The following is a 24006-nucleotide window of genomic DNA, read 5'->3' as shown; positions in this document are numbered from 1 at the left end:
CTGGGGGTCAGGCACTTTTTCCAATATGAAAAAAAGCACGACGTGGAGATAAAAATCCGCTTGTCGTGCCTTTTTTCGCTTAAAACTTTTGATTCTCCCCTTTAAGAAGCCGTCCCAGTGCTTCGTAACAAAAAGTAATAAGCGTATGTATGTTGAAGGTGGATAGGGAAATCTTATTTTCTGATGGGGAGAGTGGGAGATATGAAACGATGTAAAGTTTGTAGAAGAAAGCCAAAGCTAGAAAGAAGGGTGAGTTGTGAGGGGATATTATTTTGTTCTGATGATTGTTATGAAGACTATGAGAATTCTCCTAATGATTTTAATCATCCATATATTGATGATTATGAAGCGGTCCGGTTTGAGTACATCGAGTGGATGAGAGATTACGAGGATGAACTTTATAATTATTGGTTGTATGGGGCGCCGAAAAAAGAAGAATTAATAGAGGATATTGATAGTATCATAGAGGATTTTGATGACTATTATCGCTTAGAAGGAACAGATGGTGTCTTCTCACAAGAAATTTATCATTACTTACTACTACTTGAAGACTTACAAAAAGTGATTGCGAACTGGGAAGTGGACGGAAAAGAATTGAAAAAACGACGTAAACAACTTGCACGAAAAAGAATGGAGGTCTGAACGATAAGTAATGGGGTGCTATTCTATGAAAATGGTAATTTAAAGTATGAGGGCGGGTTACAAAATAATGAACCAAATGGAGAGGGTATAGATATTGGAAAAATGGAAACGTAATTTGGTATGAAGGTCGATTTAAGGATGGAAAACCATTTTGAATGGGGAAATTCTCTTATAAAACTGGTCAACTTCGTTACGAAGGGGAATTCGAAGGTTTACAAGATGTAGGGCAAGGAACGGAGTATTATGAAAACGGCAAAATTAAATTTACTGATCGGTGCCGAAAATGCCCTTACATCTTTTACGGAGCATGGCTAAACGTAGAAAGAAAACTGTATTACAAAACAGGGCAGCTTCGTTATGAAGGAACGTTAAAGGCATGAAAAATTACGAATTTGATTAGGGAAATTCGGGGTCCCCCGGTAGAGTAACGCTTTCCTTCGCTGGGGGACCCTTTTTTCCGAAGTCATGTTTAACTGATAAAAAATGCTTGGAAACGTTATTGTTCCAAGCATTTTTGTTTTTATTTGTTTGTGAAACATAAATGCTGAAACAAGCTTAGCTTTATTTTATTACAACCTTTTCGTCTTGCTTTGGTTTCTTTTCAAAAGCTATATTTATATGATAAAGCTGTTCATTCACCTTATCGATGCCTAGTATTGTTGCTTTACGTCCTTTTATTTTTATTTTTTCGTTTGATGGAATCTGTTCTACCAATTGACAAAATACGTGACCATGGTTCTCTAAGTATTTTATGGTAATCATATCATTTCTCCTTTTAAAATAGTCTATGTTTTTAACGTATTGGAAAACGATTCAATTTAGAACGAAAAAATGTTTAAAGAAAGGGCTAGTCCAGTGAGGGTCTGATCTTATTCTTTGGAGGTAAACACTACACTAATTGTGGTCCATTTGGTTCCGAGTGACTTTACAAAGAACCAAGGGCTTATTCTGGAAAAGGATGCAGAGAACATTACTCATTATCTGCAATCGTTAATTCAAGCGGGGCATCAACCAAAGGAATTTATGATTCTGACTCGTTATAATGATGGAATGGATGTATATGCGCGCGCACAGAAGCTGTCGGTATTCCTGTTAGCGTTAGCGGAAATAGGAAGATTGGTGTCACGCAGGAATTTAATGAGCTGGTTCTGCTTTTAAACGTATTCGTTGATCCAACGGACCTAGTGGCTACTGTTGCAGCACTTCGAAGTGTTTGGTTTGGAATAAGTGATGAGGAGCTGTATCAATGGAGACAAGCAAGTGCCAAGCCATGATTACTATACTGAAAGAACTTTCCAGGTTCACGGATCCGTTTTGGCATATTCTCTGCTAAGTGTTCCCGTAGAGACTCTGTATCCTGCCAATTCTCATCACCCATTCCCATTAGCTTATCATCAAATCCCGCTGTATGTGTTACGAGGTGTCTCATAGTGATTGGTTCGTCAAATGTATCCGGTATTTGGAAAGTAGATAAATAGTGATTCACATTTTCATCTAAATCAATTTTTCCTTCTTCTACTAGTTTCATTACTGCTAATGCTGTGAATGTTTTCGATATAGAAGCGATGCGAAATCGTGTTTCATCTATTGAAACTTCTTTTTGTGCTTTTTCATCTTCGTACCCAGATGCTTGTTCATAGATTATCTCACCATCTTTCACTATAACAATCTCGCTACCAACAGTGTTAAGGTGTTGGAGTTGGTTTTCATATAAGTCATTCATGAATGAAACAATAGTTTCCTTCACGTCGTCTAGATTCGTACTCGCTGATGTAGGATTAAGTTTAAGAGTGAAAATACATAAAAAACATAAACAATAGATAGAAAACTTTCTCATTATTTCCTCCGATAAGGATATTTTTTTGCTGTACATCTTGATGTAGGTTCATTGCTTTTCCTGGTTTATTTATGTTCATACTCTGTTGTCTATTAACTAACATATTTTTATATGGAAAAATATTCTAAATTGATTTTAAAGTAAAGAAAGCAGAAATACAATTAAAATTCAGAATGGATAAGTTACTAGGGATGGTGGACGAACAGGGGGTATTCGGTATTCCGGTATTCGGGGCGAGTCCCCCGGTGGAGTAACGCTTTACTTCGCTGGGGGACTGACCCTTTTTCCAGTAAGGATTTTTTTTCGGAAGATTCCTCAATCCACCATTTTGGGGGAAAAACACCCTATAACAGTTTAACAGGTACACATATTTCGCAATAAGGATTATTAACCATGTCACCAACGTATTTTTCCATGATGGGTTTGTTTTCAATTTGATATCCACTACATTGTAAAGATGGGAAAATGTTAGCATATGCTTTTTGGATTTCTTCAGCTGTATGTCTTACATTGTAAATAACGTATTTTCCGCCGGGGAGTTCATCTTCATCAATTGAATCATCCAATTGATAATCCTGTGAAATTACAATACTAGCATCGAACCTACAGTTTTCAGGCGGTGTTGTCTCAGGGTTATCTCGTGGAATTGCAAATAGGATTGCCGATTCAAGGAGATTTCTATTCCTAGCCCATTGTTTTAACTCTTCCATTACTTCAATATTGGCAGGACCATACGGACCAACCCGTCGCATATAAGCGATACGATAGTTTGGCAGTGTTTCAACTTTAAATTTCATAACCTTTTCTTCCTCTCTTTTATTATTATTGGGGATACAATCCGAATGTAGCATGCTTTAAAAATATAAACACTTTATTTTTTAAAATTATTTTAGAGAATCCTTTATTCAAGAAAAGGGCGCTATTCTTGAATAACATAGGTGGAAAATGATCAAACTTTTTTATAAAAATCTCATACTTATTTAAAAAGAGTAACTCCATTTTGATCAATCTTTTTTCAAAATGGAGTTTTTGAAGTTGCTGTTAGATAAGGATTGAGGGATATTTCTTAATCAATCTTTATTCTAAAGCTACAGGCAGAGCGAAAATTCATAAAAACTTAAATGCGATAACAAAAAAGTATTAGGTTCTGTCATGAAGAAATTCATCCCAAATCGAATGATTGAATATAACGACAACCGCATTAGTATGTTCATTGCCCAATATGGAAAGTGTGCTATCTCAGGAGTTGAACTAGGAATAATGATTGGCACTGTCATCATAAAATTCTCTATTCTCTTTCAAATGATGACAGCTATTCAAACTTGATAGTGCTACATGAAGCTGTTCATCGACTCATACATCTTAAAGATAGTAACAAAATTCAACACTTACTATCTTCTTTACAATTGAACACTAAGCAAAAAGAAAAGGTAAACGAACTTAGAAAAATGTGCAAAAGTGACGCAATCTAACTTGGGGATTTAATTTTCGTTTCATTAGATACATAGAATTGAATGAATTGGATTAGTTGGAACGCCGTATTAGGTGAAAGCTTCACGTACGGTGTGAACAGGGGGAAAAGAGAGAGATAACTTCAAACTCTTACCTATCTGTATCAATAATAAAAACCACCAATTTTTATTGGTGGTAAACTAAATCCAAGCTAGATCTTTGGTGTTACAGCAATAACATAGCAATTTACTGCTCGAAATTTTTCAAAGAAAATTCTTTTACAACCCTATAACCGTCTAATAAAATTAATGTTCCATCAAAAGCATTTTCCGATACTTTATTTAAATCTGCAGTGTTCTTGATTTCATATTCAATATGAAAGGTTGCTTCCTTACCGACTTCGAAAAGTCCTGAACTCCCTCCTCCGCGAAATACCATTTTTTTATATTTCGATTGCTCTTCCATTTTCATCAATGATTCTAATTCTTTATTTGGGCGTATAACAATTTCAAACCCCATAGGGTGATGCCCAGGATAATCGAATTCACTTTTTATTTCTTCTTCCCCTACATTTTTAAGCTTTAAATCGTAACGTAATGTATTTTCGGCTTTTATTATTGTTGTTTCAATATCAGTTAATATTATGTCGTTTTTTTCGTATCCAGGTAAAATGAATATAAAAGTAACAAAAAGACATAAAAACATTATTCTTTTCATTATTTAGGCCTCCTTTTATGCTTATTATTATTTGTGTTTCTAGGGCTAATAATACATTACCTATACAAATCCTTCCTCGACTAAAAGGGCTGTGTAGTTGAAAAAGGTAATGGTTTAAAATGGGTAGAGAAATTTAAATTAAGGGTGAATCTTTTGGTAGACTGTTTTGGTATTCTAAACCTGATTTACCAGATTATTGGACCTTTAGGGATAAAATTCAATCAACAATTGTACTTCTATCCAGATTCGCAAAGACTTGCTAGAGTAACTGTATCTTTCAGAAAAGAGGATTATAAAGTTTTAAATATTAAAATGAAAAACTTGTGAATAAATTTACTTAAACAAACGGGCCAGGGTTGTTGAAGAAAGAAACACATATTTGGAACCAATTCTTGCTGATATTCGTACTTTCTTTGGGGGGGATACTTTTGAAAAATACAAAGTTAAGAATCGTATGGATTATTCCTAATGTATTTTGTTACTTAATGTTATTTGGATTATCAATGTGGGTAGTGACTAATGGTGAAGGGTTACAAGAAATCAATAGATTATCAATTTACGTTATATTTATGATTTTACTTTTCTTAGTGTCAGTGTTCGGTAGTTATCGTATTTGGAGATGGATTAAAGAAGGTAAAATGTAAAAAGTTCTTATTCTAAAGGGTAGCAAGAGTTAAACAGATATTCATAAGGGAGTTAGAATTATGCTTGAACTTGTTAAAGAAATATACTCACCAAATAAGGAATATAAAGTTGAAATTAATAAACGTTCGAGAGACGGGCTTTTAGAAATTGACACTTATTTTTGGGATAGTGAATGGGAAACTTGGCTACAAATGTCTACTGGCTTCTCGCTTACTGATAACATTGACAGTGCAATGGCAATTGCTAAGGAAAAACTTAAGGTTTGTTCAAGCGAGATAATTGAATAGAATGGGCAAATTGCGAATAAATTCACTTAAAGAAACGGGGGCATTTCTACAATAAGATGGAGACGCTTTTTCTTATTGAAGTAACGGTAGCAGGATAGTGCAACAAGATTTGATAAACTGGACGTAAATAAATTGTATATGCCATCTGAATTGAATGGAGTAAAAGAAAGTGCAAAGTACAATCGCAACGTAAAGAATGATGAGTGGTTTACTTTTTAATATTGTTCAACAACGGGATGCGTGAGTGATACTGGTTCTACAAAATATCTTTCGAAAATAGGAGGTTTAACATAGATGAAAAAAGAAATACCTTCTTGCATTGAAGTAATTGAGTTATTCAAAAAGGTGCTAACAGGTGAAACTACAAGGGAAAAAATATCTGATTGGGCAACACATTACATTGTAAATGATAAAATATATGATATTAGGGATAAGGAATTATGGAAGCTACTCGATTTAGCGTCTGGTATAGATTTAAGGGATGCCCCAACTGAATACTTACATTGTGATGAGGATATACGTGACTGGATAAGGAATTATGAAAATACTTAAACTTGTGATTTGTTTGTTACACTAACGGGTTGCGTTAACACAATAATAAAAGGTTAATTTTTGAAGCTCTTTTAAATTTTTTGATCTTCCGCAATCTGGCGCGATTGGGAATTGTTATATTTAAAGTGTAGTATAGCACTTTCCGTAATCAAATTTAATTAATAGGATTGTTCCTATGTGGACGAGTCACATTATTAGTAAAGTATCTTCCATTATGATAAATTTATCGCAGGTTAACTGGCTGTAAGACCCCCACTTCAAGGATTCGATAGTAATAAGAATTGTAAGAGGGGGATCAACAGCCAGTAAACGCCCGATTGGTTAAACTAGCAATCAGTGGGGGATGAAGAAAACCCCCACTGATTGAAGTTTCACTTTATGAACGAAAACATTATATTGAAAAGCAGGATGGTGCGGATGATGTCAATAAAACAACTTAAAAGTATTGAAGAATTAAATGAATTTGTTCAACAACCTGGGAAACATTTGCTATTCAAACATAGTACAACTTGCCCAATCAGTGCCAAAGCGAATGAAGAATTTCAAGCATATGTTAATGAAAATGAAACGACTTCTGCTGCAATGGTCTTGGTAATCGAAGATCGGCCTGTATCCAATCATATTGCTGAAGAATTTGAAATTAAACATGAATCTCCACAAATTTTGCTATTTAATGATGGAAAAATTTCTTGGAATACTTCTCATTGGAAAATTACAAAAGATTCGATCAAGGAGGCTCTCAACGCATGAGCAAACAAGTCATCGTTTATTCTGCGCCTGGTTGTGTAGAATGCAACTATGTTAAACAAATGCTAGAAGAGAAAAAAATTCCATTTGAAGTAAGAGACGTAATGTCAAGTGTGGAATATCAACAGGAAGTCGAAAAATTTGGCTTTATGGGTGTACCTGTTACCGTAGTTGGTGATAAAGCAATTAAAGGCTTTAATCCCGAATTAAAAGAACTTATAGAAACAATTTAATAATAAAGTTAGCCAAAGTGATGATGTAATGTCATTGGTATTCGGTATTCGGGGTCAGTCCCCCGGTGGAGTAACGCTTTACTTCGCTGGGGGACTGACCCTTTTTCCCTTTTGCAACATTAACATTAAATAATGGAGCTGAACTCGTAGCCATTCAAGAGTTGTTAGGTCACAGTTCGCCAGATACCACACTTAGGTATGCAAAAATAACTCACGAAAGAAAACATGAACAGCATAAAAGATATCTAATTCAATAAGAGTGATTGTCCTTAGACCAATACTGCGTAGTAAATGATTTATTGGTAGGTAAGTAAGTCAAAAAACAATATTCATTATATTGATGATTAGTTTGCCTGTATACGTAATAAGCTGCTGTCCTTAGAATAAGGCAGCAGCTTATTTATCTTCTGTTTTAATAAGATAATAAGTGATTAAGTTATTTTATTATAAGATAACTTCGCAACAGCATCGTGCATATGAATCGACTCTTCATTGCGGCATTCTACGGTAAAAGCTCGTATTTTTTCATTTTCGTACAAGTCGGCTGCAACGAGGCGGACCATATCCTCGACAAAACGGGGGTTTTCATAGGCTTTTTCTGTAATTGCTTTTTCATCGGGCCTTTTGAGAATAGGGTAAAGAATCGAACTGGCATTAGATTCCGCTGCTTCGAGCAGTAATCCCTTCCAGTCTTGTGTCGTGGCTATAGGTTCTGTCAGTTCTGCTCTTATCGTGACATATCCGCGTTGATTATGAGCGCTGTATTCGCTGATTTCTTTTGAACATGGACAAAGTGTCGTTACGGCTACAGTTATCCCAATCTCGTGCGTAAAGCCCTGTTCATGGTCGTATTTCACATTCATAAAAGCGTCGGCGTGAGATAATCCAACCCTCTTTAAGGATGGGCTAGAACGTTCATAGAACCATGGGAATGCTATTTTTATTTCGGCACTCATTTGCTCCATCCGTTCTGCGAGCGCTTTGGTAAAAGAATAAAGCTTATCTATCTCAAGGAGAAAACCTTCTTGATGGTATTCTTGTAGTAATTCGGTTAATCGGCTCATATTAATGCCTTTGCTCATCTGGTGGAGCCCCGTAGTTAATGCACAAGTCCCTACGGTTGTTTGCCTATGTGGTTTTAAGTCAGATGTTACAATAAAAGGATGTTTAACATTGCATATTCCGACAGATTCTATTGCAAATAAAAAATCGTTCGGTGTATTTTGCAGATCTGTCATTTCCTCTTTATTTATCGGCTTTGCCCCAGTTATGGGAGGAACTGACCCAAATCTTTTATGACGTTCATGCTTGTTCGGAAGTGTTTTTATTTCCATCGTGTGCTCCTTTTTATTATGCAAATAGGAATCTTTCTGATTTAAATAGTATAATAATATTGATAGGTTGTAAAATGATTAACATTTCTTTTTTTCTTCTAGAGTGTGGAAAACAGGAAATTGGAGGGGAAAGCTTTGCTTGATGATCTGTACCGTAAAGTAGTAATTGGCCATGCGAAATATAAACGGAATTATGGAAAGCTAGAAGGAGAACGAGTACATAAAGTTCATTATAAAAATCCTACTTGTGGTGATGTTATTACACTTTATGTACAGTTAGAAGAGGATATAATTACAAACGTTTCTTTCGAAGGAGAAGGGTGCAGCATTAGCATGGCATCTTCCTCGATGATGACAGAAATGGTAAAAAATAAAAAGATAAGCGTTGTTTCAGAATTAAGAAATGAATTTGAACAACTTATACGAAAAGGAACGCAAATGAATGAGGACATTGATTTAGGAGACGCCCTGAGTCTTCAAGGAGTCCACAAATTAAGAGCACGCCATAATTGTGCGCTGATGGCGTGGCAGGCCTTAGACAAAATAATGGCAGATGTCCCGTCCTATCAAGGAATAAAAAGATAAGCGGAGGTTTTTTTTGAGTGTACAAGAACATAAAAAAGAAGCACCAAAACAAGTAAGATGCAAAATTATTACTGTCAGTGATACTCGAACAACAGAAACCGACAAGAGCGGTCAACTGATTTGTCAATATTTATTAGAAACGGACCATGTAATAGAAGATTACGAAATCGTCAAAGATGAAAAGGTCGAAATCCATGCGTCTATCCAATGAGGAATTGCAGTTAGCGAAATTGATGCCATTTATTAAACAGAGGGACCGGCATTGCTGAACGAGATGTGACTAGTAGATATCATAATATTAAGCGGTTTTTTGGGAAGCGGAAAAAGTACGTTACTACAAGACTTGATTCAATTTGAAAAGAATAGAGGACGAAGGATTGGCGTTTTAATGAACGAGCTGGGGGAAATCAGCATCGATTCTGCTGTCGTTCCTAGCGACACGCCTTTAAAGGAAATGTTAAATGGCTGTATTTGTTGCACGATACAAGGCGAATTAAGCTTTCAGTTGAACCCACTGTATCGTTTGCCAAAATGAGCTCTGCAGACATATACGAAAGGACGATGGAAGACGAGAGTAAACGACATTCTCATCATGAATCACATGTAAATCAGCACTTACATCTTCGAACCGCTTCATTCTATGTTCAAAAGCCAGTGGACAGAATAGCTTTAAGCCAGTGGTTAGAAAATTATGACCATCTATTTAAAAGCAAAACCCGAATGAAGGATTAAAAACATCCTTTATCCGGGTTTTGTCTATAAATGCATAAATGTTTACTCTACAGTAACTAATTTAACAGGGCTATGGTCGTCACAATGGTCTCCGTGGACATGGTGCAACCGTCCGTTGACGAGATAATCGAAATGATCTCCATGAGGAACGACTTCATGTCCGCAATCGGTATCGTGTGAACAACCGCAATTCATCGGAGCACATTCATCTGGGTTTGTGCTGCTGACAGGGATTGTGCACTCATACCAATGTCCGTTATGCTCATGATGCAAGTGTTTGAGTCAGATTCCCGTAACAGTATTAAGCGGTTTTCCCATTCAGGATTTCCCCATCTGTATCTGTTTTCCCTATTTCATTCATTATGACGGTTGCTCGTAATTTTTTTCTCGTACAATCTTCTAACAATCGCTCCAAGAGCGTTGTTTTTCCGCTTCCTAGAAATCCACTTAATACATATACTGGTACCTTTCCCATCATATCATCGGCCTCCTTAAAATAAACCTCTTTTATCTATATAGCCCAAATCATAATTATTCCTCATTAAACGGGGCTTTACCTGAATAAGCGAATATCAAAAAACAAAGTAGAATTCCTTGTGCATTTAGGAATTCTACTATTTAGGTTAAATTTGCAAAATCCAGTGCCTGACCCCCAGTATGGGGGGACTGACCCACTGGCCTTTAACGCTTTAGTAATGCGGGGGACTAGCCCAGCAAAGGACAACCGTTTTCGTGTTGTCCTTTTTTTGCGTGCAATTTTAGCACAGGACCTATGAAAAGAACTACTATTCAAAATTTCGTCACACCTTTTTGCAGATAGCCTGTCCATTTTGAAAAGAAATTCATATGTAAGAGATGAAGGGTTTTTCAAATGGACTGAGTGGCTGGATCAAAAGGAGGAGAAGTGAGAGATGAGTAGATTAGTAGTGAATGAGGCACCAATGATGCTTTTACCGAAGTTAGCGGCGAAGATTGGCTTGAATGAATCGATTTTTATTCAACAGCTTTATTATTGGTTGAAGGAAAGCAATCATGTTCATGATGGACAACGCTGGGTATATAACACCTACGAAGGATGGCATGAACAATTTCCGTTCTGGTCGATCAGCACGATTCGCCGAATCATCGCGAAGCTGGAACAGGAGCAATTGATCATCAGCGGAAATTACAATCGTTTGAAATTAGATAAAACGAAATGGTATCGCATTAATTATGAGGCATTAGCAGCTATTTACGATGATGAAGAAATGCTCTCTCCTGTTGTTCACAATGAGGAAGAAATGAGCATTACGAGTACTCAAGATGAACCATACGACGCATCCAAGTGGACAGCAGAAGAGACTGTGATGAACACACCAATACCAGAGATTACTACAGAGATTACTTCAGAGAAAGAAGAAGTTAAAGAAACGCACGCTAAGCGTAAGAATCCATTCGAATTTTTCGAACAAAATGGATTTGGAACGATTGGCGGATACATCGCTGAAAAAATTTCGAGCTGGTGTATGGATTTATCAGAGGAACTTGTTCTTGAGGCGATGAAATTAGCGGTTGAAAATGGGTCGAAAACCTGGAGGTATGTTGAGGCAATCCTTCGTGATTGGGCTAGTAAAGGCTATCAGACCGTCGATGAAGTCCAGGCAGCACAATTAGAATTTACGGAAAAAATCGCAAGAAAGAAGCACAAGCCTTCTCCTAATCACATCGGTAGAGATATTCCAACTGGTTTTCAAATCGATCTCTGTGCAGGGGAGGATGATGAAGAATGATGGTAGAAAAAGCGTTCTTAGGGTGCTTGATGAAGGCCAGCTATTTAATTAAAGATACGGTGATTCGTCCCGAGCAGTTAGCGGAAACGCGTAATCGGGAAATCATGCAACGAATGATTGAGTTCACTCAATGTGGCAAAGGGATCGATTTAATTACGATGTCGATGCTTGAAAATCTTGAGTCGTATGGAGGAATTTCCTATTTTAGTGAATTGCAGGCTCATGCGGATATTGAGAAATTCAACGAAATAGAAGATTTAATTCTCGACGCATGGAAGGAACGGGAAAAGAAAAATATTTTAATTCTCGCTGCCAGAAATGATTGGGAGATTAACAAAGTGATTTCCGAGCTCGATAAAATCAATGAAATCAAGGTCGATGATCATAATTCGATTACCGAAGCATTAGCAGAAATGTATGAGGCCCCATGGCAGGAGCAGGAGTTATTTACAAGCGCGACGACTGGAATTAAAAATCTAGATGCAATGATGAGGGGCTTTCATGATGGGGAAGTCACCATTCTTGCGGCACGACCTTCGATGGGGAAAACGGATGTCATGCTTCACTTTGCTAAGTCCGCAGGCTGGGCGGGCTACTTGCCAATCATCTTTTCCTTGGAAATGCCTGAAAAACTAATTACATCAAGATTAATTGCCTCGACTGGAGGGATTAATCGAGCGAAAATGCAGAATCCGAATCAACTTTTAAGTCCAAATCAAAAGAATAAATGGCAGGATGTCTTGGGGTATCTGAATGAGACTCGCATTCAAATTTTTGATGGTCCAGGACAAACCGTTCCTGAGATGAGGGCCAAGACACGGAAGATGATCCACCAATTTCCAAAGCAAAAACCGATTATTTTTATCGATTATTTAACCTTGATTGCCACAAATCAATTTTACGGCGGAAATTCACATCTGCAGGTGACGGAAATATCGAGAAGTCTGAAACTCATGGCAAAAGAGTTTTCCTGCCCGGTCGTTTGTTTGGCACAGCTCAATCGAAACGTGGAAAGTAGAGCGAATAAACGACCAATGATGTCAGATATTCGTGAATCCGGGAGTGTGGAGCAAGATGCCGATATCATTGTGTTCTTGTACCGCGAAAAATATTACGACCGGAGTGAGGGAAATCCACTGCTTGAGTTCATTGTTTGTAAAAATCGGAATGGTCAAGTGGGGACGGTCATGGCGAAATATAACGAATGTACAGGCAGGATCGAGGATTTGCCTGAATAATAACGCGGTGTGGTTTCGTTGTTCTCCTCACTCATTCCCAAAAAACCAAATCTATTTAATTAAACAGAAACAGGGGGAAACAGTGAACCGTTCCCTCGTTACATATTGATAGAGGTGATTCGATTATGTTGGTTAAGGATATGTATTTTGATGCGATTATGTACGAAGAATCCGTTTTGGCACATGTCATTCAACACTTAATTTTGGAACGCAAGGTGTCGTGGGAGGATCCGATCTCGTTGCTTGACTTTGATCAGGCAGACATGCAGAAAGTAACAGAAATGATCAATGGGAATGCGCTAGGATTTAAAAAGATCAACTGTTATTCGTTGAAAATGGACCAGAAAAAATTCATTTTCATCTTTGCCGCAAGCCCGCAGGAAGCTGTTGACTATTTCACAAACAGCTTCCAGCAACGGCCCTTAAATTGTCACGAAATGTTACTAGATTATGAGATGACTAGGGGGAATGAAGTGAAAAGTTTTCGCGCGCTGAAAAATGAACATGAGAAGTATCCAGCGATCGCAGGGTGCTTTGAGCGGGATTAGGCAGAACCTCAACATTTGTCCTGGAGATTGATAGGGGATGATAATTTTATTATGTAAACTGATATTTAATTGTCCGTTTTGAGGAACATGGGGACGGACCTTCCGTTTCACTCTCTGTTCCAATAGAAACAGCGGAAACAGTACCGCTCATTTCAAATGAGCAGGGGGTCAGACCTCTGTACTTAAACGAACGAAAAATTTTGTAAAATAACCCCAATTTGATGAAAGGAAGATCAAAAATGGTTAACTAAATTATTTCTTCTGATTTTATATCATCATAAGATGGAAAGAGTGAAAAAATCTCAATAAGATATTATAGGGGATGGATTGTTATGGCAAAACCGAGTTTTTTTGTTCCAAGTGGGATTATTGTTATGTGGAGCGGATCTATTAACAATATTCCGAAGGATTGGCTATTATGTGATGGTACCAATGGTACTCCAGACTTAAGGGACAGATTTATAATGGGTACTGTCTCCGATTCAGAAATTGGAGACACAGGTGGAAGCAACAGCATTACTTTAAATGAACCTCAATTACCTTCACATTCACATGGTGGAGTTACAGATATCGCTGGAAATCACAATCATCCGGCAACTACCGATCTAACCGGAAGTCACACTCATACGGGAACCACCAATTCAGATGGAGAGCACAGGCATTCCTATGGTTTAGTTACATTTGAAACCGAAGGTATTGCGGGTATTACTGATGGTGATCGAACGTATGCAAACGGCGTACAATTTTTTGCATTTACCGGCTTAAGCGGAATCCATTCCCATACTTTCACAACCGATAGTAGTGGTAGTCACAATCATACTGTCACTGTCGCGAACGCGGGATTACATGACCACAGCTTTAATACAAATAATACGGGGAATGGAGCCCCAATTGAAATTACAAATCCATTTTTTAAATTAGCGTTTATTATGAAATCATAGCTAATAAGTTTGTTTTTTTTAGATAGGCGCTTTAAAAAAATGAAGATTGCTTAGACATTTTAGCCCTTAAGTCTGTAACCCGAAGGGCTTTTTACATAAATGATATTCGATTAGTTAATCATCTGAGAGAACATTGGGACGGACCTTCCGTTTCGCCCTCTGTTCCAATAGAAACAGCGGATACAGTTCCGCTCATTTCAAGATGTTCAAGGGAATTATATTTTGATTACATACAAGAATAATATAACAGAAGCCATAAAAGCTTGCTTGAAGGCAAACCGAATCATTTAGGCTACCCTTATTTTATAACCCCTGATACTAAATTTTAACAAGTATTTATAATAAGAGTGCCATTAAAATACTTAGCGGCTGGGAGACTTATATTATGGAAGTGAAAAGAGGCGAATATTAAGTTTACATATTAATATTATTTTTTTATGCCTATTCAAGCCAATAACAAAAAATACCCCAATGGCAGTGAATCGCGTCATGATTATAACCAGAGCGCGCAGCGGACCCTAAAACCTATTAGCTTACTGCGAACGATGTGATAAAATTTTATTTGAGGTGATCCTAAATGAATCGATTAAGTGAACATGCCAAACAAGAAATATTTAATGCTCTAAATGATAAACAATCAGGCGTGTTTGTTGTGGATGGTAAGTTAATTTCAATTGAAATTGAAAATCATGATTCACGCTCACATAATGAATCGGTCTATAAGGATTTATCTCAAGAGATTGAGGAGTATCCAGAGCTAAAAGAATCATTGTCTAGGTATTTGAATAACCCAAGTATGAAAAGATTCACAGCTAGTGAGTTGAAAGCTAGACGCAACGGGTCAACAAGTTAATAGAGGTAGTTATTTTTTTACTATAACTAGAACTTTTAAGGAACATGTTTAGAAAATCAATCCTACTAAGAATGATTCGACAGCGATCGTAGAAGAATTCCTGAAGATAATATACAAGATAAATGTTATCCTCTAATAGTAACTGCTTGATAAAACTTCGCATCTATGTCATTGTAAATACTAGATTAAATGAATAGCAAATAATGTGGGGGAACCAGTGTGACTGGTTGAGATCGCGTCCGTAAGATGCAGACCCTTGGAACCTGATCTGGCTAAAACCAGCGTAGGGAACATATTTAAAACATTTGAAGTTGATAATATGTGCCCTAGGTATATCCTAGGGCGCTTTTTATTTTGATCAACGGGAAAACGAACTGATAATGTTTGTTCCTGCGTTCCACCAATACTTGCTAGAGATCGATCATCATAGGAGGAGGATGCAAAGGTGAAGAAAGGCTTATGGGTATTACTTGCAGTTGTTTTTATCACAGGATTAGTAGGATGTAATTCAGATCAAGAGGATACTGGGGCGTCTGACAATGGAGGAGAAACGAAAGAATTGAAAAAAGTATCCGTTGTATTGGACTGGACACCAAATACGAATCACACTGGCTTATATGTAGCACAGGATCAAGGATTTTTTGAAGAGCAAGGCTTGGACGTAGAAATTCTATTACCAGGAGAGGCAGGGTCTGACCAGCTTGTTGCAGCTGGACAAGCTGATTTCGGCGTTAGTTATCAAGAAAGTATTACGGAAGCACGGGTGCAGGAGATTCCGATTGTATCCATTGGAGCGGTTATTCAACACAATACATCTGGATTCGCTGCACCAGCAGACCGTGGCATCAAATCACCAGCTGACTTTGAAGGGAAGACATACGGCGGTTGGGGTGCACCGGTGGAAGAAGCGGTCATTGATTCTCTCATGAAGCAACAAGATGCCGATGTTAGCGAAGTAGAGAATATAAACATGGGGAATTCGGATTTCTTTATAGCCATTGAGCGTGGTGACATTGACTTTGCCTGGATTTACTATGCTTGGACTGGTGTCGAAGCGGAACTTCGTGATATGGAATTGGATATGCTCTATTTAACCGATTATTCCGAGAAACTTGATTATTACACGCCAGTCATTATTACGAATGAAAAGAAAATTGATAATGATCCCGAAACGATTAAAGCGTTTATGGCTGCTGTTAGCCAAGGGTACCAATATGCAATTGACAATCCAGCTGCTTCAGCAGATATTCTCATTGAAGCTGTACCGGATTTAGATGCAGATCTTGTGAAGGCAAGTCAAGAATGGTTATCGCCAAAATATCAAGATGATGCGGAGCAATGGGGGGTTCAATCACTAGAGGTTTGGGAAAACTACGCTAGTTGGATGTATGAAAATGGTTTATTGGAAACCGAGTTAGACGCAGAAAAAGCATTTACAAATGAATTTTTACCACAACAATAAGAGGTGTGTGACATGGCAAATTCCTTACTAAGTATACAAATTATCCCGAAAACAAAAAATGGCGAAGATGTAATCCCATACGTGGATGCGGCCATCGCTGTCATTGAAGAATCTGGTGTGAAATATGTAGTCAATCCTTTAGAAACGACGATGGAAGGGGAGCTTTCAGATCTGTTTGCCATTGTTGAAAAGATGAATGAAAAAATGGTGGAACTAGGAAGCCCCAGCATCATTTCGCAAGTGAAAGTGCTTTACAAACCGGACGGTGCCTCAATGGATCAATTGACGGAGAAATATCGTTAATGTATAAGGGGATGAAAGCAGGATGGCGGCCACTCTTGGTCATCATCCTTTTATTGATCATTTGGGAATGGTCGAGCACTTTCTTTGAAATTCCGTCATGGCTGTTGCCGGCACCGTCGGAAATTTGGCAGGAGGCCGTAGCTGGCTGGGCGAATTATCACCATCATATCGGGTCAACCATTCAATTAACGGTGATCGGATTCGGTATAGGATGTAGTGTTGGATTGATCGTCGCGATTGCTTTGCACCTTATGCCTCGTATAAGAGAAGCCTTCTATCCCTTATTAATCTTATCGCAAAATATTCCAATTATCGTACTCGCACCGTTGCTTGTGATCTGGTTTGGGTTCGGGATGATGCCGAAAATCATTGTTATCACACTCGTTTGCTTTTTCCCGATTGCAGTATCGGCGTTAGATGGATTCAGACAGACCAGTCAGGAGCTCATCCATTATATGACAATGGCCGGGGCATCAAAAAAACAAATTTTCTTTAAGCTTGAACTCCCACACGCACTGCCATCCTTATTTTCCGGATTGAAGATATCCGCCACGTACAGCGTAATGGGTGCAGTCATTGCGGAGTGGCTTGGTGGGAACCAAGGAATTGGTGTTTATATGACACTTGCATCCTCCTCGTTTCGAACGGATCGTGTTTTTGTGGCTATTCTTTTCATCATGATCTTATGTATGTTATTTTTCGCCATCATTATCAGTTTGGAAAAACTGTTCGTTAAGGGGCGGCCGAAAGGAGATGGGACCGGAAAATGAGCCAGCTCATCGTAAAAAATATCACGAAATCCTTTGATAAGAAAACGGTACTGGAAGATATCACCTTTACAGTGGAAGATGGTGAGTTTGTCTCGTTACTCGGTCCATCTGGAAGTGGGAAAAGTACATTATTTCATTTAATTGGTGGCATGTATGAACCAGATGCGGGAGATTTTTATTTGGATGGGGAAAAGATCACCGGGAAACGTGGTTCGATTAGCTATACGCCACAGAGCCCGTCCTTATTTCCATGGAGGACGATTTTAAAAAATGTCGTGCTTGGCAGTGAGCTGTTTGGGAAACCAGACGAACAGAAGGCACGGGCCATGCTTGAAAAAGCAGGGTTAGCAGGTTATGAGAATGCGTATCCCCATCAACTGTCAGGTGGAATGCGCCAACGGGTTGCGTTTGTTCGAAGTCTGCTCAGTCCCCAATCTTTTATTTGCCTCGATGAGCCATTTTCGGCACTAGATGAGTTGACGCGGTTAGAAATGCAAAAATGGCTATTACACATCTGGGGCCAAAATCGTCGCTCTGTTCTGTTTGTGACGCATAGTATTGAAGAGGCTATCTTTCTATCGGACCGAATTATCGTCCTTACAAGCAACCCGGCGACCGTGAAGCGAGAATTTAAGATTCCGTTTCCGCGTCCACGGGAAGAATCCATCCTGTTATCGGAAGAGTTTTTACGATGGAAAAAGGAAATCTATCAAGAATTGAGGTAAACAGTTGGATGGGTTACTTTTAGTCTGATTATTTTTCACAGTCTAGATGTAGGTCTAGGCTGTTTTTTACTGGTATTGTAAGAGTAATGGCTAACCATTGGGTATTCGGGGTCAGTCCCCGGTGGAGTAACGCTTTACTTCGCTGGGGGACTGACCCTTTTTCACGAAGATAACCGCTGGAAAGTAGCAGATGTAAAAGTCCACATAGCACTTTATAGGGGGTAATTCTGACAATGGAAGGGGCCACACCCAATTAAGAAGGACAAATCTACCTACTACTAGACTAGGCATCCATGGGAATTCGCACAGTAGATAACGAAAAGCTTCTAGACGTATTTCAATATTTCATCAACAGAGTAAATCCTCTGTCAACATTCCGGGGCATGCCAGACACCTACATAAAAAACGAGTTTAATGTTAAAAGGCATTGAACTCGTTTTGTATATAATGGAGATCATCTCTACTTGAATAATAGAATATGGCAGGGGAAAATTGTGATAAAAGCAATAACTGTGTTAGAGCGCTGTTTTTGACTATTACGCTGCCATGTAGCAATCCGATGGAAACCTTTGCGCGAATAAAGTTGACCGCGATTGACAAAAATGGAAAAATTGAAAATGGGAGAATGCTTATTCCGTTACCGGCTGTTTCAGAAATACTTGATTCAGAAGTGAACTGGGATCAAAATGATAGAAGTATTACGAGATCATACGTGGGGAACGTGAACTCTTGCTTCATCCCGATTCTCGCACCGTTTACGTCGATGGCACCAGCTTCACGATTGATGTCCCAGCGAGAATCTATCAAGGAACAACTTATGTGCCCGCGCTTTATCAATCATGCTTTTGGCGGAACCATTTATTGGCACAACACCATGAGGCACGCCGAGAGTTATTTAGTTACACAACATATTAACCCATTTTAAGGCTGAGGCCATATCTAGGTTATTCCATTAAAGAGTGCGATTGTTGAAGCCTGAGTTTTAGTAAATAACTTTTTTGGATAAACCCTATCTATTCTGTATCATACAGTATTATTAAAGAGCCTTTCTACTTAGAAAAGGCTCTTACTCACGGTTACATCCCTTATTTATCTTTTCTTACGAGTAGTGAACAGCACTCCACATGAATGAACTGTTTCTAACGTCTTATCATTTTCTAATAATGCGATAGATGCTTATAAGGTATGTCGGAATTAAGATACTGTTTTAAATCAGTAATAACCATTTTAAATAACAATTAACTTTATTCAATCGAATCAAATGTACTTATATAGTATCTATGGTAAGATAGAATCAATAAAATTACGGAGGAAGATAAAATGGACCAAGTCCTCGTTGAAATTTGTTTACGTGTTAGAGACATTGATGCTACTTTAGATTTTTATACTGGGCTTTTTGATTTTGAAGTAGCCAGTCGCAGAGAATTCCCTGAAGATAAATTTGATTTAATCTATTTGAATTCACCAGGTTCTTCAGTACAAATAGAACTTACTTACAATTATGATGCAGATCCATATGTTATAGGAAATGGTTTCAGTCATTTAGGCGTAACAGTAAATGATTTAGAAGAAATGCATAAAATTTGTAAAGCTTCTTCTTATGAAACAGGTGAATTGAGAGGACTTTCAGGTGGAACACCTTCTTACTTCTTTGTTACTGACCCTGATGGCTATCGAATCGAAGTAAAGCGTAAGAAATAAAACGTTCTAAATACAAAAATGATTGTAAAAAGATTGAGGGGCGAGGGGACAGGCTCCATGTCCCACCAAATTTTTACAATCCGAAATGGTGATGGTCCTGTAGGGAAATCTGCAGGGCTTTTTTGTTTTTTATTGAGTTATCTGCTCATTGCGCGGGACAAGGGACTGTCCCTCTTGTCCCAGGAAAATTGTATGAAGGCTCTTATAAATTTTTAAACATGGATGAATATACTCATCTCTTGGAATGGGCTCATCGCATTGCGAAACGACCAGGCGTTCAAAAAGGTCTTGCAGCAGAGTATCAATCGCTTGGGGAGTAGTTTCAAAAAACAATGTATTGATGTTTTTCTCCTTTAGTCATCTTCGCAGTATTATTAAAGAGCCTTTCCATGCTTAAAAAATATTTCTTTCTTATAGCAGGGAACTATGCCAGATGCCTGTTGATAACTTTTTGGATTTCTATATCCCAAAAGATGAAGACCATGCAGTTACCATAATCCGTGTAATGTATGGAGGCAGGGACATCGATGAACAGCTGATGAAGAAAGATGAGATTACTAATCGTAGTAATGGTAAAATTAAATAGGATTAATCTTTTAAAAACTCACTAGCATCTCAGGTGTTGCCACATATTCTCTGGACATGGCACAATGGGGGACTGGCACCTTTTTCCATGGAGAGATACAGGGCGGTCCCCAGCGAAACAATAGATTAGGGACTGCCCTTAGATTGGTTGGCAACTATGAACGGTAATACTCCACCAGCTCAGGGTATTGCTGTAATTCCGTTTTTCCCTTTTCACTCAGTATATAAATACCTCGCTTCACTCGAATAAACCAACCATAATAGTTTTTACTTAATATCGATTGCGTTTTCGTTCCTGTTCCCATTTGCGATAACTGCTTAGGGGATAGTTCACCATGTTCCTCTAGATAACTGGCAATTTGGATGCAGTTTTCCCGATAAGCAGTCATAATCTGTTTTCTGCTAGAACCACCTATATTATAATCCGCACTTCGACCATTTATTTCTTTTATGATTGCTTGTCTAAGGTATTTGGCTTTACCCATACTAATCGGACGGTGAAAAGGTGTTGGCTCTATAATGATTTCCACTCGTCTTTGCTTTTCCGTAAAGGAAACGAGTATTAATCCTAATTCTAACCTCCGGAGTAAGTGACACGTATCTCGCCATTTTTTTGAACGGGGGTTGTGCTTTTTCGGTTTCGGTATGGCCACATATACATGCTCCGACACCCGTTGTCGTTTCGTTGCTTGAATGAGTAGTTCTACGGTTAAGTTAAGTTTTAATTCCACAAGTATGAGTAGGTCATCTTTAATGGCTGCCATATCACAGTCTTTAACCTCCCCGTACACCTCGTAGCCTTTACGCTTAAAATACTTATTAATTGGTTCATACAAATCTATCTCTTTCAATTTCACATTTCCCAATAATCGCACCGTCCATTTTGAAATACTAGATTTCATTCTAACATATTCGACGATAAATTCTTTATAAACTATGAAGTGTAGACAGTATAGTTTATAGATTGGTAGAGGTGACATGGATGGGAAATTCATGTTCATTACTTACCATTGTATTGCCCAATACCTGTTGATCATTTCTGTTTCCTATGTCCCAAAAGAGAAAAAATCAAAACTGTTACCTTTATCTGTTTATTATGAGGGCAGGGACATTAATGAACAGCTGGAAATACTTCTTATTTAGAATCTATAGAGGGCAAGAAGGGGATTGTCACAGGTACCATCTGGAAATTGTATATTGTTTTTTGCCCCTTTTTAATCCTTAGCTGCTGCCAAGGCTTATTTTTGGAATTTAGCATTTCCATATCAACCGACTGTAATTGTAAAAGATAGAGGTTTAATATGGAAAAAACGAATCTGTGAAACACTTTTTGTGAAACAAGATTATCCGGGGGGTGTTAGGCACTTACAACAATGAAGAAATCCGAATTTATAATTGTCTACTCTTGGGATCGCAACGCACAGGAACGAGTTACAAGAAAGAACTATAATCTCTTGAAAAGAAAATTGTGAAAACATCCGATGAATTACTACACCATATGGCGGATATGCAAATTGAAATAGATTTTGATGATGGAGTTAAAGGTGAATTATGAAAAATTTGAAGGACTTGTTGCTAAGAAATAAAATTGATGAGATACATTGGTTTTGACTAATGTTACTTTCCTTTATAATAATTAGGGGATTTAGCAATTAAGGTCCTTATGGTAATATTTGGAATATATGGGGGGATTTAATGAAAGTTGGTTTACGTTATTTAGGTGGAGCTATTCCAAATGAGGATATTGATTATCTTAGAAGACTAATGACTAAACATGATATTTATTTTGAAACGTATGATTATGAGGGGAGACCGCAAGCAAGCTTTGATGAAATAAGTGGGGTTATTTCATTTTACTTAGAGGCATCGCTTGTATCCTCATTTGTTCAATCAATTGGAACTAATGCGGCCTGGGATGCAATAAAGCTCATGGTTAAGAAGGTTTGGCTTACAACACGTGGAAAAAAATATTCGAAAATAACACCAAGAGATATTGAAGAAAAAGAAGTTACGCTAAGTGTAAGGGCAAACCTTAAAACCGATGATTACTTTTTTAAAATTGATGGGTTGAAGGATTCAGATGAATTGGATAGGGCAATGGATAAAATATTAACACACCTTGAAGCACAGAAATCCAAAGGTGATAAAAATAAAGTCTTTGAAGTAACTTTTGATGAAAAAAGTCAGGAGTGGATTTCTAAGGACTTTTTGAAAGAAAAAATGGAGAAGCAGGAAATAGATAAAGGCTAACAAAGTTATTCTGTTGTTTTATAGAATTTTATTTTAGGTAGCATACAATTGAAGTAAATGGTAATAAATCAAGTAGAATTTGCATTTTCATTTATATTTGATGAGCCATTTAAAATAATGGAAAATAGTGTTCTGGGTGGACAAGGATGATAAGCTCAAAGAGGATAGTGAATATCTAACTGTTGATAAAGTAAAGGTTTATATGTTTACAGAGCGTAATCAGCTTTAGACTAAGTATTTGCTTTAAGAAAATCTTACGTCCTCTTACTTGATTATACAAAAATGGAATTGGGTGCGGAAGACAACCGAATTTTGACACGGAGTTCTCTGCGGACATGAGTTCCCTGCCGAGAAGACAGGTGTTACAACATCGGCATTGCCAGCCTAGGGTATCATGCTACCACTCGTATAAAGTTTCTAGGGTAGATCACTTATGATTAGGCATTATATCCACATTTTGGTATTAGTCTACTTGCACCTAAATTTTTTTGTCCAGTTAAGTGTAGACGATTCAATCTTCAAATATTAATGATAAATTGAATTAGGGTGGATAAAATTGATAAATACTATCAAGATTCTAAAACAAGCAATTTATAAAGCAAAATCATTTGAATGCTTTAGTTATAAACAAGAATTAATTAAAATGTTTGATGAACTTGAGAACGAACACAGGGAAATAGTGCAATTAATGATAGACGTCCTCTCTTATCATATGAATGAAAACAATCCAAAGCAACTGGCCCTTTTTCCCATTCGATTTGAGAGATGGTTTGATGCTTCCTGGATAGTAGAAATAGAAAGATTGGCACATTTAGATTTGAAAATTTGCCATACTCAATATGGGGATTACTATGCTTTGTTAACACCAGAAGAAGCTAATGAGAAAATAATAAAGTATCTTGATTTTGAAATGTTGAACAAAACCTTGTTTGGTCCAAAAGCTAACATTCCACGGTCATTGGGGTCAGTCCCCCACCGTAGTAAAGCGTTAAATCGGTGGGGGACCCCAATGTCAAGGGATGACATCTCTTGGTAATCATTTCTATATTTTGAAACAGTGAATACAAAGAGGATTAGAATAGTCCAATCCTCAATTTA

General features: G+C 37.7%; 33 protein-coding genes and 1 riboswitch. Of the genes, 26 read left to right on the top strand and 7 right to left on the bottom strand.

What is annotated here, in order from left to right:
• Nucleotides 1-201: 201 nt before the first annotated feature.
• Entirely contained in the window at nucleotides 202-642 is a 441-nt protein-coding gene (locus GNT69_RS21075) for a hypothetical protein (protein WP_203556969.1), read from the top strand.
• Between the two features lie 155 nt (nucleotides 643-797).
• Entirely contained in the window at nucleotides 798-1022 is a 225-nt protein-coding gene (locus GNT69_RS21070) for a hypothetical protein (RefSeq protein WP_203557045.1), read from the top strand.
• Nucleotides 1023-1203: 181 nt separating this feature from the next.
• Here the strand turns inward: GNT69_RS21070 and GNT69_RS21065 are convergent, their stop codons facing one another.
• A complete protein-coding gene (locus GNT69_RS21065; protein WP_203556968.1) occupies nucleotides 1204-1404 on the bottom strand; it encodes a hypothetical protein in 201 nt (66 codons plus the stop codon).
• Nucleotides 1405-1551: 147 nt separating this feature from the next.
• Here GNT69_RS21065 and GNT69_RS21060 point away from each other — a divergent pair, with 147 nt between their 5' ends.
• Nucleotides 1552-1800 (top strand): hypothetical protein, encoded by a 249-nt coding sequence (locus GNT69_RS21060; RefSeq protein ID WP_203556967.1) that lies wholly within the window; start codon nucleotides 1552-1554, stop codon nucleotides 1798-1800.
• A gap of 85 nt (nucleotides 1801-1885) precedes the next feature.
• On the opposite strand, the gene GNT69_RS21055 is transcribed toward GNT69_RS21060, so the two are convergent.
• Together GNT69_RS21055 and GNT69_RS21050 are read right to left on the bottom strand one after the other, a co-directional pair.
• A complete protein-coding gene (locus tag GNT69_RS21055; RefSeq protein ID WP_203556966.1) occupies nucleotides 1886-2479 on the bottom strand; it encodes a serine hydrolase domain-containing protein in 594 nt (197 codons plus the stop codon).
• A gap of 344 nt (nucleotides 2480-2823) precedes the next feature.
• A complete protein-coding gene (locus GNT69_RS21050; protein WP_203556965.1) occupies nucleotides 2824-3276 on the bottom strand; it encodes an AraC family transcriptional regulator in 453 nt (150 codons plus the stop codon).
• Between the two features lie 355 nt (nucleotides 3277-3631).
• Here GNT69_RS21050 and GNT69_RS21045 point away from each other — a divergent pair, with 355 nt between their 5' ends.
• On the top strand, nucleotides 3632-3805 hold the full coding sequence (locus GNT69_RS21045; RefSeq protein ID WP_203556964.1) for a hypothetical protein: 174 nt from the start codon (nucleotides 3632-3634) through the stop codon (nucleotides 3803-3805).
• Nucleotides 3806-4177: 372 nt separating this feature from the next.
• Here the strand turns inward: GNT69_RS21045 and GNT69_RS21040 are convergent, their stop codons facing one another.
• Nucleotides 4178-4648, bottom strand: coding sequence for a hypothetical protein (locus GNT69_RS21040; protein ID WP_203556963.1), 471 nt, complete (start codon nucleotides 4646-4648; stop codon nucleotides 4178-4180).
• A 704-nt stretch (nucleotides 4649-5352) separates the two neighbouring features.
• On the opposite strand from GNT69_RS21040, the gene GNT69_RS21035 reads away from it, so the two are divergent.
• The 4 genes from GNT69_RS21035 (at nucleotide 5353) to GNT69_RS21020 (ending at nucleotide 7112) form a co-directional block, all read left to right on the top strand.
• On the top strand, nucleotides 5353-5580 hold the full coding sequence (locus GNT69_RS21035) for a hypothetical protein (protein WP_203556962.1): 228 nt from the start codon (nucleotides 5353-5355) through the stop codon (nucleotides 5578-5580).
• Between the two features lie 294 nt (nucleotides 5581-5874).
• Entirely contained in the window at nucleotides 5875-6132 is a 258-nt protein-coding gene (locus GNT69_RS21030) for a DNA-binding protein (RefSeq protein ID WP_203556961.1), read from the top strand.
• Nucleotides 6133-6552: 420 nt separating this feature from the next.
• A complete protein-coding gene (gene ytxJ / locus GNT69_RS21025) occupies nucleotides 6553-6882 on the top strand; it encodes a bacillithiol system redox-active protein YtxJ (RefSeq protein WP_203557044.1) in 330 nt (109 codons plus the stop codon).
• Entirely contained in the window at nucleotides 6879-7112 is a 234-nt protein-coding gene (locus tag GNT69_RS21020; protein ID WP_203556960.1) for a glutaredoxin family protein, read from the top strand. The genes ytxJ and GNT69_RS21020 overlap by 4 nt, the downstream gene beginning before the upstream one ends.
• Before the next feature lie 431 nt (nucleotides 7113-7543).
• Here GNT69_RS21020 and folE2 read toward each other — a convergent pair whose 3' ends face one another.
• Nucleotides 7544-8446, bottom strand: a complete 903-nt coding sequence (folE2, locus tag GNT69_RS21015; protein ID WP_203556959.1) for a GTP cyclohydrolase FolE2 — start codon at nucleotides 8444-8446, stop codon at nucleotides 7544-7546.
• Nucleotides 8447-8581: 135 nt separating this feature from the next.
• On the opposite strand from folE2, the gene sufU reads away from it, so the two are divergent.
• The 3 genes from sufU (at nucleotide 8582) to GNT69_RS21000 (ending at nucleotide 9566) form a co-directional block, all read left to right on the top strand.
• Entirely contained in the window at nucleotides 8582-9031 is a 450-nt protein-coding gene (sufU, locus tag GNT69_RS21010; protein ID WP_203556958.1) for a Fe-S cluster assembly sulfur transfer protein SufU, read from the top strand.
• A gap of 13 nt (nucleotides 9032-9044) precedes the next feature.
• Nucleotides 9045-9242 (top strand): molybdopterin-binding protein, encoded by a 198-nt coding sequence (locus GNT69_RS25675; RefSeq protein ID WP_239094385.1) that lies wholly within the window; start codon nucleotides 9045-9047, stop codon nucleotides 9240-9242.
• A 78-nt stretch (nucleotides 9243-9320) separates the two neighbouring features.
• A complete protein-coding gene (locus GNT69_RS21000) occupies nucleotides 9321-9566 on the top strand; it encodes a GTP-binding protein (RefSeq protein WP_203557043.1) in 246 nt (81 codons plus the stop codon).
• Nucleotides 9567-10064: 498 nt separating this feature from the next.
• On the opposite strand, the gene GNT69_RS20995 is transcribed toward GNT69_RS21000, so the two are convergent.
• Nucleotides 10065-10241 carry a CobW-like GTP-binding protein gene (locus tag GNT69_RS20995; protein WP_239094384.1) on the bottom strand — a complete coding sequence of 59 codons (177 nt, stop codon included), beginning with the start codon at nucleotides 10239-10241 and terminating at the stop codon, nucleotides 10065-10067.
• A 433-nt stretch (nucleotides 10242-10674) separates the two neighbouring features.
• Here GNT69_RS20995 and GNT69_RS20990 point away from each other — a divergent pair, with 433 nt between their 5' ends.
• From GNT69_RS20990 to GNT69_RS20930, 13 genes are all read left to right on the top strand, one after another.
• Nucleotides 10675-11532, top strand: a complete 858-nt coding sequence (locus GNT69_RS20990; protein WP_203556957.1) for a DnaD domain-containing protein — start codon at nucleotides 10675-10677, stop codon at nucleotides 11530-11532.
• On the top strand, nucleotides 11529-12770 hold the full coding sequence (locus GNT69_RS20985; RefSeq protein ID WP_203556956.1) for a DnaB-like helicase C-terminal domain-containing protein: 1242 nt from the start codon (nucleotides 11529-11531) through the stop codon (nucleotides 12768-12770). The genes GNT69_RS20990 and GNT69_RS20985 overlap by 4 nt, the downstream gene beginning before the upstream one ends.
• 125 nt (nucleotides 12771-12895) lie before the next feature.
• Nucleotides 12896-13318, top strand: a complete 423-nt coding sequence (locus GNT69_RS20980) for a hypothetical protein (protein WP_203556955.1) — start codon at nucleotides 12896-12898, stop codon at nucleotides 13316-13318.
• Nucleotides 13319-13650: 332 nt separating this feature from the next.
• Nucleotides 13651-14259: a hypothetical protein gene (locus GNT69_RS20975; protein ID WP_203556954.1), complete on the top strand. Its 609-nt coding sequence runs from the start codon at nucleotides 13651-13653 to the stop codon at nucleotides 14257-14259.
• 577 nt (nucleotides 14260-14836) lie between these two features.
• Nucleotides 14837-15112 (top strand): hypothetical protein, encoded by a 276-nt coding sequence (locus GNT69_RS20970; RefSeq protein ID WP_203556953.1) that lies wholly within the window; start codon nucleotides 14837-14839, stop codon nucleotides 15110-15112.
• Between the two features lie 197 nt (nucleotides 15113-15309).
• Nucleotides 15310-15419, top strand: a riboswitch (TPP riboswitch).
• Between the two features lie 138 nt (nucleotides 15420-15557).
• Nucleotides 15558-16574, top strand: a complete 1017-nt coding sequence (locus GNT69_RS20965) for an ABC transporter substrate-binding protein (RefSeq protein WP_203556952.1) — start codon at nucleotides 15558-15560, stop codon at nucleotides 16572-16574.
• Nucleotides 16575-16586: 12 nt separating this feature from the next.
• Nucleotides 16587-16877: a thiamine-binding protein gene (locus tag GNT69_RS20960; RefSeq protein WP_203556951.1), complete on the top strand. Its 291-nt coding sequence runs from the start codon at nucleotides 16587-16589 to the stop codon at nucleotides 16875-16877.
• The gene (locus GNT69_RS20955; protein ID WP_203556950.1) at nucleotides 16877-17647 is read left to right on the top strand and encodes an ABC transporter permease; all 771 of its coding nucleotides are present in this window, start codon (nucleotides 16877-16879) and stop codon (nucleotides 17645-17647) included. Before GNT69_RS20960 ends, GNT69_RS20955 begins: the two co-directional genes overlap by 1 nt.
• Complete coding sequence (locus GNT69_RS20950; protein ID WP_203556949.1) at nucleotides 17644-18372, top strand: ABC transporter ATP-binding protein; 729 nt, start codon at nucleotides 17644-17646, stop codon at nucleotides 18370-18372. The genes GNT69_RS20955 and GNT69_RS20950 overlap by 4 nt, the downstream gene beginning before the upstream one ends.
• 529 nt (nucleotides 18373-18901) lie before the next feature.
• Complete coding sequence (locus tag GNT69_RS25940) at nucleotides 18902-19297, top strand: stalk domain-containing protein (RefSeq protein WP_275411268.1); 396 nt, start codon at nucleotides 18902-18904, stop codon at nucleotides 19295-19297.
• A gap of 395 nt (nucleotides 19298-19692) precedes the next feature.
• The gene (locus tag GNT69_RS20940; RefSeq protein ID WP_203556948.1) at nucleotides 19693-20073 is read left to right on the top strand and encodes a VOC family protein; all 381 of its coding nucleotides are present in this window, start codon (nucleotides 19693-19695) and stop codon (nucleotides 20071-20073) included.
• Between the two features lie 122 nt (nucleotides 20074-20195).
• Nucleotides 20196-20393 (top strand): hypothetical protein, encoded by a 198-nt coding sequence (locus GNT69_RS20935; protein ID WP_203556947.1) that lies wholly within the window; start codon nucleotides 20196-20198, stop codon nucleotides 20391-20393.
• Nucleotides 20394-20506: 113 nt separating this feature from the next.
• On the top strand, nucleotides 20507-20659 hold the full coding sequence (locus tag GNT69_RS20930) for a hypothetical protein (protein WP_203556946.1): 153 nt from the start codon (nucleotides 20507-20509) through the stop codon (nucleotides 20657-20659).
• Between the two features lie 154 nt (nucleotides 20660-20813).
• Here GNT69_RS20930 and GNT69_RS20925 read toward each other — a convergent pair whose 3' ends face one another.
• Entirely contained in the window at nucleotides 20814-21515 is a 702-nt protein-coding gene (locus GNT69_RS20925; protein WP_343206540.1) for a DUF2161 domain-containing phosphodiesterase, read from the bottom strand.
• A gap of 838 nt (nucleotides 21516-22353) precedes the next feature.
• On the opposite strand from GNT69_RS20925, the gene GNT69_RS20920 reads away from it, so the two are divergent.
• On the top strand, nucleotides 22354-22908 hold the full coding sequence (locus GNT69_RS20920; RefSeq protein WP_203556944.1) for a hypothetical protein: 555 nt from the start codon (nucleotides 22354-22356) through the stop codon (nucleotides 22906-22908).
• A 556-nt stretch (nucleotides 22909-23464) separates the two neighbouring features.
• Nucleotides 23465-23944 carry a hypothetical protein gene (locus tag GNT69_RS20915; RefSeq protein WP_203556943.1) on the top strand — a complete coding sequence of 160 codons (480 nt, stop codon included), beginning with the start codon at nucleotides 23465-23467 and terminating at the stop codon, nucleotides 23942-23944.
• The last annotated feature ends 62 nt before the right edge of the window (nucleotides 23945-24006 follow it).

Origin of the sequence: Bacillus sp. B15-48 (assembly GCF_016879755.1) — a bacterium.
In the GTDB taxonomy this organism is placed as follows: domain Bacteria; phylum Bacillota; class Bacilli; order Bacillales; family Cytobacillaceae; genus Mesobacillus_B.
Note: the sequence above shows the minus strand (reverse complement) of the source record. Positions and strands in the feature narration are given on the sequence as shown.

Coding starts and splice junctions, on each gene's coding strand:
- GNT69_RS20930 (WP_203556946.1), top strand. CDS start 20,507: ATGCCTGTTGATAACTTTTTGGATTTCTATATCCCAAAAGATGAAGAC.
- GNT69_RS21030 (WP_203556961.1), top strand. CDS start 5,875: ATGAAAAAAGAAATACCTTCTTGCATTGAAGTAATTGAGTTATTCAAA.
- GNT69_RS21065 (WP_203556968.1), bottom strand. CDS start 1,404: ATGATTACCATAAAATACTTAGAGAACCATGGTCACGTATTTTGTCAA.
- ytxJ (WP_203557044.1), top strand. CDS start 6,553: ATGTCAATAAAACAACTTAAAAGTATTGAAGAATTAAATGAATTTGTT.
- GNT69_RS21070 (WP_203557045.1), top strand. CDS start 798: ATGGGGAAATTCTCTTATAAAACTGGTCAACTTCGTTACGAAGGGGAA.
- GNT69_RS21035 (WP_203556962.1), top strand. CDS start 5,353: ATGCTTGAACTTGTTAAAGAAATATACTCACCAAATAAGGAATATAAA.
- GNT69_RS21075 (WP_203556969.1), top strand. CDS start 202: ATGAAACGATGTAAAGTTTGTAGAAGAAAGCCAAAGCTAGAAAGAAGG.
- GNT69_RS20940 (WP_203556948.1), top strand. CDS start 19,693: ATGGACCAAGTCCTCGTTGAAATTTGTTTACGTGTTAGAGACATTGAT.
- GNT69_RS20920 (WP_203556944.1), top strand. CDS start 22,354: ATGAAAGTTGGTTTACGTTATTTAGGTGGAGCTATTCCAAATGAGGAT.
- GNT69_RS20980 (WP_203556955.1), top strand. CDS start 12,896: ATGTTGGTTAAGGATATGTATTTTGATGCGATTATGTACGAAGAATCC.
- GNT69_RS21020 (WP_203556960.1), top strand. CDS start 6,879: ATGAGCAAACAAGTCATCGTTTATTCTGCGCCTGGTTGTGTAGAATGC.
- GNT69_RS21050 (WP_203556965.1), bottom strand. CDS start 3,276: ATGAAATTTAAAGTTGAAACACTGCCAAACTATCGTATCGCTTATATG.
- GNT69_RS21045 (WP_203556964.1), top strand. CDS start 3,632: ATGAAGAAATTCATCCCAAATCGAATGATTGAATATAACGACAACCGC.
- GNT69_RS21055 (WP_203556966.1), bottom strand. CDS start 2,479: ATGAGAAAGTTTTCTATCTATTGTTTATGTTTTTTATGTATTTTCACT.
- GNT69_RS20970 (WP_203556953.1), top strand. CDS start 14,837: ATGAATCGATTAAGTGAACATGCCAAACAAGAAATATTTAATGCTCTA.
- GNT69_RS20960 (WP_203556951.1), top strand. CDS start 16,587: ATGGCAAATTCCTTACTAAGTATACAAATTATCCCGAAAACAAAAAAT.
- folE2 (WP_203556959.1), bottom strand. CDS start 8,446: ATGGAAATAAAAACACTTCCGAACAAGCATGAACGTCATAAAAGATTT.
- GNT69_RS20990 (WP_203556957.1), top strand. CDS start 10,675: ATGAGTAGATTAGTAGTGAATGAGGCACCAATGATGCTTTTACCGAAG.
- GNT69_RS20985 (WP_203556956.1), top strand. CDS start 11,529: ATGATGGTAGAAAAAGCGTTCTTAGGGTGCTTGATGAAGGCCAGCTAT.
- GNT69_RS20950 (WP_203556949.1), top strand. CDS start 17,644: ATGAGCCAGCTCATCGTAAAAAATATCACGAAATCCTTTGATAAGAAA.
- GNT69_RS20975 (WP_203556954.1), top strand. CDS start 13,651: ATGGCAAAACCGAGTTTTTTTGTTCCAAGTGGGATTATTGTTATGTGG.
- GNT69_RS20955 (WP_203556950.1), top strand. CDS start 16,877: ATGTATAAGGGGATGAAAGCAGGATGGCGGCCACTCTTGGTCATCATC.
- GNT69_RS21040 (WP_203556963.1), bottom strand. CDS start 4,648: ATGAAAAGAATAATGTTTTTATGTCTTTTTGTTACTTTTATATTCATT.
- GNT69_RS20995 (WP_239094384.1), bottom strand. CDS start 10,241: ATGATGGGAAAGGTACCAGTATATGTATTAAGTGGATTTCTAGGAAGC.